We start from the raw sequence: 14,967 nt of genomic DNA on the forward strand, positions 1-14,967 counted from the left end.
ACAGGGTTTCTAACCAAAACCAACTCTTATGAAACTATCCTTATCTAACCAAAAACTCTATTAGTTAATTGCAATTTCTTTTGGAGTTACTTTCACTACTTCTTTTTTAGGAAGCTGCAGTTCCAGTATTCCATTTTCGTATCTGGCCTGAATGCCATCTACATTAATCAATTCATCTACAGTGAAGCTTCTTTTGAAGCTGGACACGTTAAATTCACGGCGGTGTGTTTTTTGTTCTTTCTGCTCCTGCTCGGTTTTCTTTTCATAGCTGATAGTTAATAAACCTTTCTCTACGTTCACTTTAAAGTCGCTCTTCTGTAAACCAGGCGCTACCAGTTGTAAAGTGTAAGCATCTGTGCTTTCATGAATGTTAACCGGAGGTACATTGTTGTTGAAAGCATTGTTGTTGTTAGCAGGGAAAGAAGTAAAGAACTCATCAAATAGATTTCCCAGGTTTCTGTAGTTGTGTTTTACCAGTGTCATAATTATTCCTTTTTTTGTTTTTTTAATTTTGTGATCTGAAGGGTATAGTTCAAATGTTGTTCCATGCCGTTTTTCAGGTGTTTTTTTGACCAAAATGGCAATTTTTGCCACGTGTATATGACTAATTGTCTGTTAAAGATGTGTTTAAGGGTCAAAATGTCATAAAAAAGGTTTTCACGGATTGATGTTTTCACGTAATTTTGTTATCCTAACAAGGAAAAGGAGGAATAAGCGAGATGTATCCAGCAGAAATAGTACTGCCAATGAAGGCAGAGTTAACAGATAATGGCTTCAATGAATTAGTAACTCCCGAAGAAGTGGAGAAAACACTAACTGGAGCAGGTACCACATTGGTAATGATCAATTCTGTTTGCGGTTGTAGCGCAGGCAGTGCAAGACCAGGTGTATTGATGGCAGTAAACAATACAGAAAAGCGTCCTGATAACCTGACTACCAGTTTTGCAGGATTTGATGTTGATGCCATCAAGAAGATCAGAGAACATTTATTGCCCTACCCACCATCTTCACCCGCTATTGCGTTGTTTAAAGATGGTCAACTGGTACACTTTATCGAGCGTCACCAGATTGAAGGAAGACCAGCACAGGCAATTGCACATAATTTAATAGCTGCTTTCAACACCTATTGTTAGCAGCTGAAAGAGCCTTCATGTAAGCTTTTAGCTTTCATCATGGATGGGTTAGTAAATATTTCCCCCTGATTCCTCAGGGGGATTTTTATTTTCAATGCGATATGTAAAACATTTTTTCTAACATTGCAACGCACTGAAATCAGTTACGGATGTATCCTAATCTATATTACCTGTTTAAAGAGCTTTTTGGAATAAGTATACCCGCCCTCAAAATTGTCAACTCCTTTGGTTTTTTTGTGGCGATCGCATTCTTTATTTCTGCCTGGGTTTTAATGAAAGAATTAAAGCGTAAGGAGAAGGAAGGGCTATTGAGTTATGAAGACACTAAAGTGATAGTGGGCAAGCCTGCTTCTGCCGGTGAGTTGCTGGTTAACTTTTTGCTGGGTTTTGTTTTCGGCTACAAGATATTAGGAGTATTGTTTGATGCTAACGGGTTAAAAGATCCGCAAGCTTATATTTTCTCCGGCCAGGGTAGTATACTGGCAGGTTTGGGGTTAGGTTTGTTTTTTGCCGGCCTGAAATGGTACGATAAAAACAAGGCTAAACTACCTCAGCCACAGGAAACCAATATACGCATATGGCCAAGCGACAGGGTGGGTGATATTACTATCATTGCTTTTGTGGCAGGTTTTATAGGCGCTAAGTTGTTTGATAACTTTGAAAACTGGGACAGGTTTGTTCAGGATGTGTGGGGTAACCTGTTTTCACCCAGCGGACTTACCTTTTACGGAGGTTTAATCTTTGCCACTATTGCTATTGTATGGTATTTACGAAAGCACCAGGTGAACATTATTCATGCTGCAGATGCATTTGGTCCTGTTTTGATGTTATCCTATGGCTTAGGTCGCGTAGGTTGCCAGGTGTCTGGTGATGGCGATTGGGGTATTGTAAACCTGAAACCCAAACCTTTTTCCTGGATACCTGATTGGGCATGGGCTTATGATTATGCGCATAACGTGAATAAAGAGGGCGTGCCTTTACTGAATTGTACCTGGGATGATTATTGCACCCATCTGCCACAGCCGGTATATCCTACGCCATTATATGAGATTATTATGAGTCTGGCGCTGTTTGGTTTGTTATGGTATTTCCGTAAGAAACTAAAGGTTGCGGGCAGGGTATTCGCTTTATACCTGTTTGTGAATGGCCTGGAGCGTTTTATGATTGAGAAGATAAGGGTAAATACCAAGCAACATGTTCTTGGCTTTAATCCTACACAGGCAGAGATTATTTCCAGCTTATTAATGATTGCCGGAATTGCCCTGTTTTTACTGGCTCCTAAATTGCAAAACAGTAAATTTTTCAATGCTCCGCCTAAGAAACAGGCTGCAGCATAACGGTTTACTATTTAAATATACAGGAAGGCTGTACCGGAAGGTGCGGCCTTTTTTTATGTATTGCACTCATCCCTTCTGCTTGCCGTTTATCCCTAAAAGCAAGACGTAGTGTAACGGATTTTAGACTGAAACGTACTACTACGGAAATACGATTCGCCATTTATCAGTAAATATGGCCGTTCGAAGTAAAGTATTGTACTGTGTTTTGCATAGTACCTACTTTTGAAATGTAATAATCATGAGCAAGTACTAAACGTGAGAAAATGAAAACCAAAATCCAAATATTCCTGATTGCACTAACAGTAAATACTTTTTTAGCAGGTGCCTACGCGCAATCACCCACAATTGTTTCAGGAAGCGTTATCAGCAACCAGGCGCCGGTAGAAGCTGCTTCGGTATACTTATTAAAAGCCAAAGATTCGAGCATTGTAAAAGCGGCTGTATCGGCTAAAAACGGGGCCTTCACTTTACCTGTGCTTGTTAATGGCCATTATTTGCTGGCAATAGAAGCGCTGGGGTTTCAGAAGCAATATTCCGCTGCTTTTGAAATGAAAGGGGCTGCTTTTCATATGCCGGTAATTGAGTTAGTTGCTGCCGGGGCGGCGCTTAATGGGGTTACCGTAACCAGTAAAAAACCATTTGTAGAACAGCACCTGGATAAAACCATTATCAATGTAGAGGCGTCTGCTTCGAATGCAGGTTTAAGTGCTTTGGATGTGCTGGAAAAATCGCCGGGCATTTCTGTGGATAAAGATGGCAATGTGAGTTTGAAAGGGAAGGGTGGGGTGTTGATTCTGGTGGATGGTAAACCTACTTATTTAAGTGCTGCGGAACTAGCTAATATTTTAAAGAACATGCCTTCTACTAACCTGGAACAAATTGAAATTATGCCTAACCCTCCGGCGAAGTATGATGCTGCGGGCAACTCGGGTGTGATTAATATACGAACTAAGAAGTCTCGAATAGTAGGTTTGAATGGTTCGGTTACTATTGGTGGTGGCATGGGTTTATATCCTAAAACAAGTAATAGTGCGAGCGTGAACTATCGCACAGGCAAGGTGAATGTGTTTGCTAACTATAGTCATTATTGGAACAAGAATATGCAGGACCTGCGTCTTACCCGCAAGTTTCGTGATCAGGATACGAAAGAGCTGGTATCAAACTTTGACCAGCAAACGAAGATGATTAAAAACGGGCAGAACCATAACTTTAAGGTAGGTGCGGATTATGCGGTTACGAATAAAACTACGATTGGTGTAGTGGTGAATGGCATGTTTAATCCCCGGGTGAATACGAACCATAATACTACACAAATATCCAGACCTGATGGTACTATCGACAGCATTACGGTAGCGGATAATACTTATAAGAATAATTTTAACAGCCTTGGTGGTAATTTGAATCTGAGACATGTATTTGATTCTACCGGAAGGGAGCTGACTGCTGACATTGATTATATTCAATATCAATCGGAAGACAAGCAAACCTTTCGTAATACATTTTACAATAACAGTTGGGGTAAGACAAGGGCGGATGAATATATGAAGGGCAGGCTTCCTTCTGATATAAAAATATATAGTGTGAAGGTGGATTATACGCATCCTTTGCCTGGCAACGCTAAACTGGAAGCGGGCGCTAAGAGCAGCTATGTGAAAACAGATAATAATGCATTGTATGATATTTTAAACAATGGTACAGGTAAGTGGGATGCTGATATGGGCAGAAGCAATCACTTTCTGTACAAAGAGAATATTAATGCGGCTTATGTAAATCTGTCGAAGAAGTGGAGCGACAAATGGAGCAGCCAGTTGGGCGTACGGGCTGAGAATACGAATGCCAACGGTAACCAGGTTACTACAGGCGAAACCTTTGACAGGCACTATACGCAACTGTTTCCTACGGTGTTTGTGGGCTTTAATCCGAATGCTAAAAATCAGCTGGGATTAAGCTATGGCAGGAGGATTGAAAGGCCGGATTATGAGAACATGAACCCTTTCTATTACTTCCTGGATAAATATACTTACCAGGTAGGTAACCCCAATCTGCGTCCGCAGTTTAGCCATAACATTGAACTGAACCATACCTGGAATGGTTTTTTAACCAGCAGCGTAGGTTATAGCAGAACAAATGATATTATACTGGATGTGCTGGAGCAGGTAGATAGCATTACTACTTCTTACCAGACCAAGCGTAACATTGCCAGCTCATATACGTTTACTGCCAGTGTGAGTGCGGGTTTTCCGGTAACCAAATGGTGGAAGACCAACCTGTATGTACAGGGGAATTACAGAAGGTTTAGCGGTTTGCTGAATAACGAATATATAGCAGTGGGTGGCCCTTCGATGACGGCGAATATGAGTAACCAGTTTCAATTGAGTGGTACCTGGAGCATGGAGCTGAGTGGCTGGATTGAGAGCCGCCATATAGAAGGAGTGCTGGACATGCGTGCGATGGGAGCGGCCAATTTTGCTATCAGCAAACAGATTTTAAAGAAAAAAGGTACGCTTCGCTTAAACGTTCGTGACTTTTTAAACGTACAGGCATTCAGGGGTAGTAGTAAATATCAGAATGTGGATATCACTATCTATAATCAGTGGGATAACAGGGTTGTGAACCTGAGCTTTACTTACCGTTTTAGTAAGGGGCAGGGTGCTACTGCGCAGCAACGTAAGAGAGGGGGCGCAGGGGATGAGCAAAACAGGGTGAAAGAGGAGAATTAACATTTTTTTTGTTACCATTCATCCATATTTCCTATTTATATGTAAGGCAAGATGTGCAACTTAGGCACTCAATAACATAGATAACAAAATTCGACATAAGTGTTTCTCATGTGCATTATATAGTAACGGCCCCAATGTCTATTGGGGCTTCTTTTTTTTCACTATATTGCTGCCCTATGACAATTGAACAAATTAAGGATATGAGGGACCGTGTTAGTGTCCTGAGGAGGTTTCTTTGACGTTGATAATCGTATTGGTAAAATAGATAACGACAGACAGCTTTCACTTTCGCCGGGCTTTTGGGACGATAATCAGCGTGCCACGGCCATTATGAAGGAAATTAAGGTTAATGAATATTGGTTAAAGCTATTCCGGCAGGTAGAAACTGCCGTGGAAGACTTTGCTGTATTGTTTGATTTCTGGAAGGGCGGTGATGCTACAGAAGAAGAAACACGTGTTGCTTACGAGCAGGCTTTAAAGGACATTGAAGACACTGAGTTTAAAAGTACGCTTAACCAGCCTGAGGATGAACTGCCAGCTGTGCTGCAGATTAACCCGGGGGCGGGTGGTACCGAAAGCCAGGACTGGGCAGAAATGCTGTTGCGTATGTACCGTATGTATGGCGACAAGCAAGGCTGGAAGGTTACCGAACTGGATTACCAGGAAGGGGATGGCGCTGGTATTAAGGCTGCTACCTTGCAGTTTGACGGTCCGTTTGCCTATGGCTTTTTAAAAGCGGAAAGTGGTGTGCACCGCCTGGTGCGTATTTCGCCGTTTGACAGCAATGCACGCAGACATACTTCTTTTGCTTCGGTGTTTGTGTACCCGTTGATTGACGACAGTATTGAAATTGAGGTGAACCCAGCCGATCTGGAATGGGAATTTTACCGAAGTGGTGGTAAAGGTGGTCAGAACGTAAACAAGGTAGAAACTGCGGTGCGCTTAAAACACTTGCCCAGCGGGATTATAGTGGAATGTCAGCAGGCACGTACACAGGGTGAAAACCGTGAACTGGCGCTGAAAATGCTGAAGAGCCGGTTGTACGAGGAAGAGCTGCGCAGAAGGGAAGAAGCGAAAAATGTTACCAATGCCAGTAAAAAGAAGATTGAATGGGGCAGTCAGATACGCAGTTATGTTTTCCATCCATATAAAATGATCAAAGATCACCGTACAGATTATGAGGTAGGTAACGTGCAGCCTGTAATGGATGGTGAGTTGGATGGTTTTATTAAAGCTTACCTGATGTCGGCCAAAGAAGAGGAAGCGTAAACAGATTTTTATAATCTTCCATATTTGTAGGTAAACCTGAACCATTGGTTCAGGTTTTTCTTTTTCTCCATATCTACAATCAGTGCTTTGCGGGGAATTGTTTGTAAATCGGGTAGCTGTAACAGGTTTCCTTGTATGTTTTTTAGCTGCTGAATGGCAATAAAACCAAAGGCGTAGATGCCAGCCATGGATAATGCAAATTGTTGTTTGAGGCCTTTTGAATAGGGGAGTTGTTGGATATATGCCTTCATTTGTGTTACCTGTTGCATAAAAAACTGTTCAAAGGCATATGCGTTGGTCATGCTGTTGGGCAGGGTGGTAATCTGGTCCTGCAGGTCTTTATAAATGTCGAACAGGTCGTTGGTGAGTTGAATAATAGTTCCTATGCGATACCAGCATTCTTCTTCCACTTTGGTAGCGTTTATATCCAGGTAGTGACGGCATAGCAGCACGGAATAGCCACCTTTGGTAAAGGTGATCTGTTGAATGTCCTCCTGCGGTAGCTGGCTCTGGTACTGTTTTTTAGAAGCCAGCTGTGCTTTATACAATGCTTTGTTAATATCCAGGTAAGTGGTTTTGTCCTTTACGTAGTTGCGGAGCAACAGATGTGATTGCAGAAAGGCTTTTTCGTCGAAAGTGGTGGGCTGATATTCACCAGGGTGAAAGGAAATAGCGTTTAACTGTTCAAGGGTGATAGTGTCGTAATCGGTAAAATCATCGAACAGGGAACTGCATATAAAGTAGTGAATGAGCTTTTCTTTTTCGGCATTATTGGTGAGTCGTCCGTGTAAGCGGGTAAACACATCGCAGATCATGGGATTGTAGATGCCATAGCTGACTGCTATTTTTTTACGGGTGGCGGGTGCAAAGGTGCCGCCCAGCTTTTCTTCTACCTGGGCCAACAATTTGTTTGCCCGGGCTGTTTCTTTTCTGCGGCTGTTGATGATAGAAACAGCCAACCGCAATACCGTTAACCAGAACCTGCAGAAATAACGCATAGTGCAAGAAACTTTATTTCTTAGGTTTGTGCAAAATTTTTAGCTATGAATCTGGGATATTTTAATTACCCGCTGCCTGCTAATGAGCCGGTGCAAAGTTATGCACCAGGTTCTCCGGAACGTGCTTCGTTAAAAAAAGCATTGGTGGAATTGAAGAAAAAGCCTTTGGACATTCCTATGTACATTGGTGGCAGAGCGGTGAAAACCGGCAAAAAAATAGCGATTCGTCCCCCGCACGAAACCAGTCATGTACTGGGGCATTTTCATATGGGCGATGACAAAAACGTGCAACAGGCTATTGATGCTGCATTGAAGGCAAAGGAAGCATGGGCCAACATGCCCTGGGAAGAAAGAGCGCACATCTTTTTAAAAGCAGCCGATTTGCTGGCTACCAAGTACCGTGCTTATATCAATGGTACTACCATGCTGGGACAAAGCAAGAATGCTTACCAGGCTGAAATTGACAGCGCCTGTGAACTGATAGATTTTCTCCGTTTTAATGTTCACTATTTAAGTGAGATATACCGTCAACAACCAGCTTCTTCTCCGGGCATCCACAACCGTATGGAATGGCGCCCGCTGGAGGGTTTTGTGCTGGCTATTACCCCGTTCAATTTTACGGCTATAGGTGGAAACCTGCCTACCAGTGCTGCTATGTGTGGTAACGTAGTGGTATGGAAGCCGGCAGATACACAAGTGTATTCTGCGCAAATGTTTATGCGCATTTTAAAAGAAGCTGGGTTGCCGGATGGGGTTATTAACCTGGTATATGTAAATGGTCCGGCTTTGGGTAAAGCCTGTTTTACGCACCCGGATTTTGCAGGGGTGCATTTTACTGGTTCTACCGGCGTGTTTAATACTATCTGGGAAACTATTGGTAAAAACATCTCTAAATACAGAACCTATCCGCGCATTGTAGGTGAAACCGGTGGAAAGGATTTTGTGCTGGTGCATAAAAGTGCTGATGTAGATGTGGTGGTTACTGCATTGGCCAGAGGAGCTTTTGAGTTTCAGGGACAAAAATGTTCAGCAGCTTCCAGGGCTTATATTCCTTCTAACCTGGCGGCGGCTGTTAAGAGCAAGCTGATTGCTACTGTTAATTCCATGAAAATGGGGACAGTGGAAAACTTTGGCAACTTTATTAATGCGGTGATCGATGAAAAGAGTTTTCATAAAATCACCGGTTATATAGACAGGGCTAAGGATGATAAAAAGGCCAGCATACTGGTAGGTGGTACTTATGATAAATCGGAAGGGTATTTTATCAGCCCAACCGTTATTGAAGTGAAAGATCCGCGTTATCCGAGTATGGTGGAAGAGATTTTTGGGCCGGTGCTAAGTTTGTATGTGTACGAAGCGGACGATTTTGATAAAGTGTTGTCACTGGTAGACTCTACTTCGCCTTATGCGCTTACAGGTTCTATACTGGCGCAGGATAGGGAAGCGGTGGCTAAAGCTACAGCAGGTTTGCGTAATGCTGCGGGTAACTTCTACATTAATGATAAACCTACCGGTGCGGTAGTAGGTCAGCAGCCATTTGGTGGAGCCCGGGCCAGCGGCACCAATGATAAGGCGGGTAGTATGCTGAATTTATACCGTTGGTTGAGTGCACGTACGGTGAAAGAGACGTTTAATCCCCCGGTGGATTATAAATATCCATTCCTGTCTGAAGAAGAATAATTACCGGGTTTAACTAAACCGGTTGCCAATAAAAAAGGCGGTGGAGCATTTGCTCCACCGCCTTTTTTATTGGCAACAGTTGATTACTGATTTGCGCCTGTTTCAGGAGCGTCGATAGCCAACAGTTCTACATCGAAAATAAGAGCAGAGCCACCTTTGATGGTTGGGCCTGCATCTCTGTCGCCATACGCCAGTTCAGATGGAATAAACAATTTCCATTTGCTGCCAACGGGCATCATTTGTAAAGCTTCGGTCCAACCGGCAATAACGCCGTTTACATTCAGATCGATAGGGGTGCCGCGGTCAACAGAGCTGTCGAATACAGTGCCATCGGTTAAAGTACCATGGTAATGCACCTTCACTTTATCGGTAAGCTTAGGTTTCGGGCCTGTACCTTCTTTTATAATGGTATATTGTAAGCCGCTGGCGGTAGTAACCACACCAGGCTTGGTTTTATTGGCTGCTAAAAACGCCTGACCTTGTTTGTGAGCTACTGCAGTTTTATCCTTTTGCAGGGATTGCATGCGGTTCATAATGCTCTGGTTCATTTGTTCCTGGGTAAGTGCAGGCTGGTTTTTCTTCATCACATCTTCAAATGCTTTCTGCACCATAGCCATGTTTACCTGGTTAACGCCCTTATCTTTAAAAAAGCTGGCGGTACTCATAGCTATTGCGTAGCTAAATGTATCGGTAATGTTTTGTGTGCCGCTTGCTGTAGCTGGTTTAGTGGTTGTTTTCTTCACTCCGCCGGTAGCAGGCTTGGTTGTTTTGGTCTGGGCAAATGCACCAGATAAGGCGGCCAAAGCGCCAAAGGTTACAATTATCTTTTTCATCTATTACAATAGCATTAATTAAACCCGCCTAAGATACAGCATTCAGGATTCATTGGAATGCTTTATTTTAGTGGCAAAATAAGAGAGATATTTTGAAACCTATTCTAACGGCACAGCAGGTAGCCTTGATAGTGAAGAGACTGGCGCGTCAGATATTAGAAAACCATTTACAGCTGGAAAATACAGTAATAATAGGTTTACAACCCCGTGGGATATTCCTGAGCGATAGAATTGTAGCTGCTTTGCAGGAGTTACTGCCTGGAAAGCCAGTGCCCTATGGCAAGCTGGACATTACTTTTTACAGGGATGATGTGAGAACCAATATACATGTGGCCAATGCTACAGATATCCCTTTTAGTATTGAGGGGAAAAATGTAATTCTGGTAGACGATGTTTTGTGGACTGGCAGAACTATACGTGCATCGCTGGATGCTTTGCTGGACTTTGGGCGTCCTGCCAAGGTAGAATTGTGTGTATTAATTGACAGGCGCTTTAGCAGGGAGTTTCCTATTTATGCAGATTATGTAGGACGTGCTATTGATACATTCGCGCAAAACAAAGTGAAAGTGTACTGGAGCGAAAAAGATCCACAGGATGAAGTAGTGTTATTGTAATGAGCACCCTTTCGGGGAGCGCATAAAAAAAAAGTCATTCAGATCATTGGAGTAATTCCGCTGTTCTGAATGACTTTTCTGTTTAAAGGCGTTACCGTTAAATATCCACTTTTACTTTATGGTAACCAGCGCGGTAATAAGTCCTGAAATATTCGTCTGCCGAAATTTTACCGCTGCCTTCTATTACAAACACCAGTAATAATACCAGCATCAGGATAGAAAGGATTAGCTCGGAGGCATTATCCAGGGTAAAAGTGGGCAGGTTTACGAATAATACCGCTCCTAACAGGATAGGTATTTGTATCAGGCTCATGTAACGGGTAGCCAGGCCGGTTAAAATAAATAAACCACCAAATAAGTGGGTCCAGGATATGATAGTGGCCAATAAAGGTGAATACTGTCCCCTTAATTGACTGTTTGCAATTAAATTTTCCAGCTGACTACTGTCGCCCATAAACGTAATTCCCTTGATAAAGAGCATTGCTCCAAGGGCCATTCTCAACAGAACCAACCACTTAGGCTGATTGAGCGAGTTTTCGTGTTTTAATCGATGTAGAATGCTCATAGTATTGCATTTTATTTATGGCTACAACGTTCGTGCCGGTAATGCCTAAAATGTTCCCATAGTGTCGTTGGTGGTTGGACATTGATATTTTAATCTCTGAAACCCTTACCCGGCATGCTTATTGGTTAAAGCATTCTTAAAAAAATAATTTACATAAACCACGCTTCATCGATAACACGTCTACGCTAAATATTCCTCTTATGAACATGAAGCATCTAATGATGGGCGCCATAGCTACCGCCGCATCCGCCACAATGTTATTCGTGGCCTGTAACAAAGAAAATTCGTCTTCCGATGGTGTAGTGCCCCAGGGTAAACAATCTGTATCGTTATTTTTGACGGATGCCCCGGGCTATTTTGACAACGTGTACATTGATATTCAATCGGTTCAGGTATTGGTGGATACCTGTGACAAGAGTGACGATGATCGTCCGGGATGGGGTAATGGAGACAAGGACAGTTGTAAGGTATGGGAAGACCTGCAGATACGTGCAGGCGTATATGATTTGTTACAGCTGCGTAATGGTATAGACACGCTGCTGGCTTCGGGTGTTATCAGTGAAGGAAAGGTAAGGCAGATTAAAATTGAAATAGGCAACCGTAACAGCCTGGTGAAGGATAGCATCACTTATCCTTTAAACCTGCCGGGTGATAAAACCAGTTTGACTATTGTGCTGAAACTGAAAGGTAACGAGTGTGAGCGTTATGCTAAGGGAAAGTCAAGATTATGGCTTGACTTTGATGTACAGAAATCAATATTCCAGCTTCGTAATAATGCCTTCTATCTTAACCCGGTTATTCGCTGGTTCATAGAAAACACTACTGCATCACTACAAGGATCGGTAAAACCACAGGAGGCCTATGCCGTGATAAGTGTATACAATGGTACTGATACGGCTTATGCTTTACCAGGCCGTAATGGTGAGTTTAAGGTGCGTGGTTTAACAGCGGGTACTTATAGTGTGTTTGTAAATGCTTCTAATGGTTACCAGGATACGACTATTAATAGCGTAGTGCTGGGTGCGGGAGATAATAAAAAACTGAATGCGATTCAACTTCATAAATAAGCAGTAAGCCCCCCGGTGTTACGCTTTTACCTGCCCGGTTATTGCCGGCACCACCAGGTGCCCGGCGGTAACCGGGCTTTTTTATGCATTATTTCCCTTATTTTTATTCTCAACCCAATTAATGTTCCCATGCTGCTTTTTAAAGAAGTGTTTAAAGACAACGATGTTACCAGTATTTCTATCTACAATAGGGATGGCAAACTTATTTCTGAAAAGTACAAGACGGAGGAATATTCTCATACGCGGGAACTCACTTATAACGATCAGAAGAAACCAGTGAGCAACCTGTTTGTTGCGATGCATAAAACCGCTGTAGATACTGACAGGAGTGTGTTACAGGTATATGAACATACCGGCGACAGTTATCGCATCCTGTATTTTACTGCTACCTCAAAAGCATATGCCCAGTTTACTACTGCTGGTTTTAAGGCAGCACCGGGCAGTAAATGGTACCAGGAACAGGAAAGTGCTTATATAGATGAATTCATTACTGAAAATGGTGTACTGGTAGCGGAACATAAACATAACTGTACAGAGGGAACAAAATCTTCTATTATATACCGCTATGCTAATGGCTTGAAAACAGAGGAAACCAGTACTACGGAGGATGGTACGGTTACCGTGGTGAAATATCAATACGAAAAGGGGTTATTGCAATCTAAGATGACTTTGACCAACCAACAGTTTACCAGTTTGTTTACCTATGTATATAAAGATGAGTTATTGATTAACGAAGAGCAAATGGGTAAGTATAATGAGGCAAACTACCCGGCTTTTACCAAAAAGTATTTTTATAATACTCAGAAAAAAATAGAGAAAACGGAGTATTACGGATTATACGATGGTAAAATGCAGTTATATAAAATAGAGGAAACAGTTTATAAAGGTAATGTAACCACTACACAGCTTTCGCAGGTGGAGAACCTGGATTGGGTAATGGGGTATTATAACCTGGCAGCCTTGCACAACTGGTTGAGAAGCCAGGGGATGGATGAGCTGGTGGCAATGTATAACAGCCAGTTTATAGCAAAAACAGGGATGAGTAAATTGGGCTGTACCATTAAAAAGGTGGATGCGCAAGGAAATTTGATAGAACAGGTGATGAAATTTCCTGATGAACATGCTAAACTGATGAGTAAGGTGGTTTACAGGAATGAATATAACGAAGCAAACCAACTGGATTTTATTATCAGCTACCGGGTAAATGAGGGTGGCAAACCGGAAGAGATGGACATTAAGAAGTATTATTACTACTACGATAATTAGCCGGATATAACCGGTGTATAATAGAAGAAGCTGCTTCATAAGTGAAGGCAGCTTCTTTTGTTTATATGAAGGGATTGTTGTTTACAGAATAAGAATCAGAATTAAAATAATGATTAAGATACCTGCCAGGGAGATGTAAATGCCGCCGCCGCCCATAGCTTTTGCCTCTTTGCGCATCATCTTCATTTCCTCTTTCATGGCTTTGCGCTCTGCGGTGGTGAGTTCGCTTTTATCTGTTTTGTTTATTTCCTCCACACGCATTTTTATTTCCTCGGAACGTTGCTGCTTCTGGTCTTCCGTCATTGCGGATATGCGTTCTTTTATTTCCCTGTTACTGGGTGTAGCTGCCTGGGTTGAAAATGTGATAGAGGTGAACAGGGCCAGCGCGGGTAAGATGTGTTTGGTTTTCATAGTGTATCAGATTATATAGGTTAAGAATTACTTTACTAAAAACAAAAAGCTTTCCAAAACATGCCAAAACGTAATTTTCATGCATAAAAAAAGCCGGTTTACTTTCTCAGTAAACCGGCTTTTATCTATAAAGAGGAAGGATTACAATATCAATATTAAAACCAATATGATAATGATTACGCCAGCCAATGATATGTAAATGCCGCCACCACCAATGGCTTTGGCTTCTTTGCGCATCATCTTCATTTCGGCTTTGATTTCTTTTTTTTCTGCAGTGGTAAGTTGCGACATATCCATGTTTTTAATCTCTTCCACACGCAATCTGATGGCTTCAGAACGTTGCTGTTTTTCCTCAGTATTCATGGCGCTTACACGCATTTTAATATCATGGTTACTGATGTTGGCTGCCTGGGCAGTAAAGGATAGGAGACACGCTACCAGCAGGGTAGACAGGAAATGTTTAGTTTTCATGGTTTGTACAATTTTGTTAGTACCTGTACTTAATCAAAAAGCCGTCCAAAAAACTGCTGTACCTTGTGTTTATATGACAACACGGAATCTTAAATTGCTGAAAGGAGATATTACTAAAGTGAAGGTGGACGCTATTGTTAATGCGGCTAATTCGTCTTTATTAGGCGGTGGAGGCGTGGATGGGGCCATTCATCGTGCAGGTGGCTCAGCAATATTAGAGGAATGCAAAATGATACGGGCAAAGCAAGGGGGCTGTAAAACGGGCGAAGCAGTGATGACTACTGGTGGCAATTTGCCGGCTACATATGTGATACATACGGTTGGGCCGGTTTGGAATAAAGGGGATGTGAAGGAGGAGCAGTTGTTGGCTAATGCTTACCGGAACAGCCTGGCGTTGGCGGTAAGGAACCAGGTACACACGATTGCATTCCCTAATATCTCAACGGGTATTTATCATTTCCCCAAACAAAAAGCGGCAGAAATAGCTATTGCCACGGTGCGGGCTTTCCTGGAGCAGCAGGATGCAGTAGAGGTGACTTTTGTGTGCTTTGATGAAGAGAATTATAATATATATCAGCAGTTATTAATGCGAGAATAAAATAT

Annotated in this window: 15 protein-coding genes; 9 read left to right on the plus strand and 6 right to left on the minus strand. The window is 42.4% G+C overall.

Annotated elements, in window-relative coordinates; translation table 11 throughout:
- Positions 1-60: 60 nt before the first annotated feature.
- Positions 61-483, minus strand: coding sequence for an Hsp20/alpha crystallin family protein (locus FLA_RS11400; protein WP_076380618.1), 423 nt, complete (start codon positions 481-483; stop codon positions 61-63).
- A 263-nt stretch (positions 484-746) separates the two neighbouring features.
- On the opposite strand from FLA_RS11400, the gene FLA_RS11405 reads away from it, so the two are divergent.
- The 4 genes from FLA_RS11405 (at position 747) to prfB (ending at position 6,459) form a co-directional block, all read left to right on the plus strand.
- The gene (locus tag FLA_RS11405) at positions 747-1,133 is read left to right on the plus strand and encodes a BrxA/BrxB family bacilliredoxin (RefSeq protein WP_317047814.1); all 387 of its coding nucleotides are present in this window, start codon (positions 747-749) and stop codon (positions 1,131-1,133) included.
- 149 nt (positions 1,134-1,282) lie between these two features.
- Positions 1,283-2,470 (plus strand): prolipoprotein diacylglyceryl transferase, encoded by a 1,188-nt coding sequence (locus FLA_RS11410; protein WP_076380621.1) that lies wholly within the window; start codon positions 1,283-1,285, stop codon positions 2,468-2,470.
- A 263-nt stretch (positions 2,471-2,733) separates the two neighbouring features.
- Positions 2,734-5,190, plus strand: a complete 2,457-nt coding sequence (locus FLA_RS11415; protein WP_076380622.1) for an outer membrane beta-barrel family protein — start codon at positions 2,734-2,736, stop codon at positions 5,188-5,190.
- 176 nt (positions 5,191-5,366) lie between these two features.
- A protein-coding gene (prfB, locus tag FLA_RS11420; protein WP_197705886.1) for a peptide chain release factor 2 occupies positions 5,367-6,459 on the plus strand; the annotation gives its coding sequence in 2 pieces (ribosomal slippage) (positions 5,367-5,414 and positions 5,416-6,459; 1,092 coding nt in all).
- A gap of 8 nt (positions 6,460-6,467) precedes the next feature.
- Here prfB and FLA_RS11425 read toward each other — a convergent pair.
- Positions 6,468-7,457 (minus strand): hypothetical protein, encoded by a 990-nt coding sequence (locus FLA_RS11425; protein ID WP_076380623.1) that lies wholly within the window; start codon positions 7,455-7,457, stop codon positions 6,468-6,470.
- 45 nt (positions 7,458-7,502) lie between these two features.
- Here FLA_RS11425 and pruA point away from each other — a divergent pair, with 45 nt between their 5' ends.
- Complete coding sequence (pruA, locus tag FLA_RS11430; RefSeq protein WP_076380624.1) at positions 7,503-9,137, plus strand: L-glutamate gamma-semialdehyde dehydrogenase; 1,635 nt, start codon at positions 7,503-7,505, stop codon at positions 9,135-9,137.
- An 83-nt stretch (positions 9,138-9,220) separates the two neighbouring features.
- Here pruA and FLA_RS11435 read toward each other — a convergent pair whose 3' ends face one another.
- Positions 9,221-9,970 carry an FKBP-type peptidyl-prolyl cis-trans isomerase gene (locus FLA_RS11435; protein ID WP_076380625.1) on the minus strand — a complete coding sequence of 250 codons (750 nt, stop codon included), beginning with the start codon at positions 9,968-9,970 and terminating at the stop codon, positions 9,221-9,223.
- Positions 9,971-10,062: 92 nt separating this feature from the next.
- Here FLA_RS11435 and pyrR point away from each other — a divergent pair, with 92 nt between their 5' ends.
- Positions 10,063-10,584, plus strand: coding sequence for a bifunctional pyr operon transcriptional regulator/uracil phosphoribosyltransferase PyrR (gene pyrR / locus FLA_RS11440; RefSeq protein ID WP_076380626.1), 522 nt, complete (start codon positions 10,063-10,065; stop codon positions 10,582-10,584).
- 97 nt (positions 10,585-10,681) lie between these two features.
- On the opposite strand, the gene FLA_RS11445 is transcribed toward pyrR, so the two are convergent.
- Positions 10,682-11,149, minus strand: coding sequence for a DoxX family protein (locus FLA_RS11445; protein ID WP_076380627.1), 468 nt, complete (start codon positions 11,147-11,149; stop codon positions 10,682-10,684).
- A 200-nt stretch (positions 11,150-11,349) separates the two neighbouring features.
- Here FLA_RS11445 and FLA_RS11450 point away from each other — a divergent pair, with 200 nt between their 5' ends.
- Together FLA_RS11450 and FLA_RS11455 are read left to right on the plus strand one after the other, a co-directional pair.
- Positions 11,350-12,216, plus strand: a complete 867-nt coding sequence (locus FLA_RS11450) for a DUF4382 domain-containing protein (protein ID WP_084206363.1) — start codon at positions 11,350-11,352, stop codon at positions 12,214-12,216.
- Between the two features lie 129 nt (positions 12,217-12,345).
- On the plus strand, positions 12,346-13,482 hold the full coding sequence (locus FLA_RS11455; RefSeq protein ID WP_096510934.1) for a hypothetical protein: 1,137 nt from the start codon (positions 12,346-12,348) through the stop codon (positions 13,480-13,482).
- Positions 13,483-13,563: 81 nt separating this feature from the next.
- Here the strand turns inward: FLA_RS11455 and FLA_RS11460 are convergent, their stop codons facing one another.
- On the minus strand, positions 13,564-13,893 hold the full coding sequence (locus tag FLA_RS11460; RefSeq protein ID WP_076380630.1) for a hypothetical protein: 330 nt from the start codon (positions 13,891-13,893) through the stop codon (positions 13,564-13,566).
- Positions 13,894-14,034: 141 nt separating this feature from the next.
- The gene (locus FLA_RS11465; RefSeq protein WP_076380631.1) at positions 14,035-14,364 is read right to left on the minus strand and encodes a hypothetical protein; all 330 of its coding nucleotides are present in this window, start codon (positions 14,362-14,364) and stop codon (positions 14,035-14,037) included.
- Between the two features lie 73 nt (positions 14,365-14,437).
- Here FLA_RS11465 and FLA_RS11470 point away from each other — a divergent pair, with 73 nt between their 5' ends.
- The gene (locus FLA_RS11470; RefSeq protein ID WP_076380632.1) at positions 14,438-14,962 is read left to right on the plus strand and encodes an O-acetyl-ADP-ribose deacetylase; all 525 of its coding nucleotides are present in this window, start codon (positions 14,438-14,440) and stop codon (positions 14,960-14,962) included.
- Positions 14,963-14,967 lie beyond the last annotated feature (5 nt).

Origin of the sequence: Filimonas lacunae (assembly GCF_002355595.1) — a bacterium.
In the GTDB taxonomy this organism is placed as follows: domain Bacteria; phylum Bacteroidota; class Bacteroidia; order Chitinophagales; family Chitinophagaceae; genus Filimonas; species Filimonas lacunae.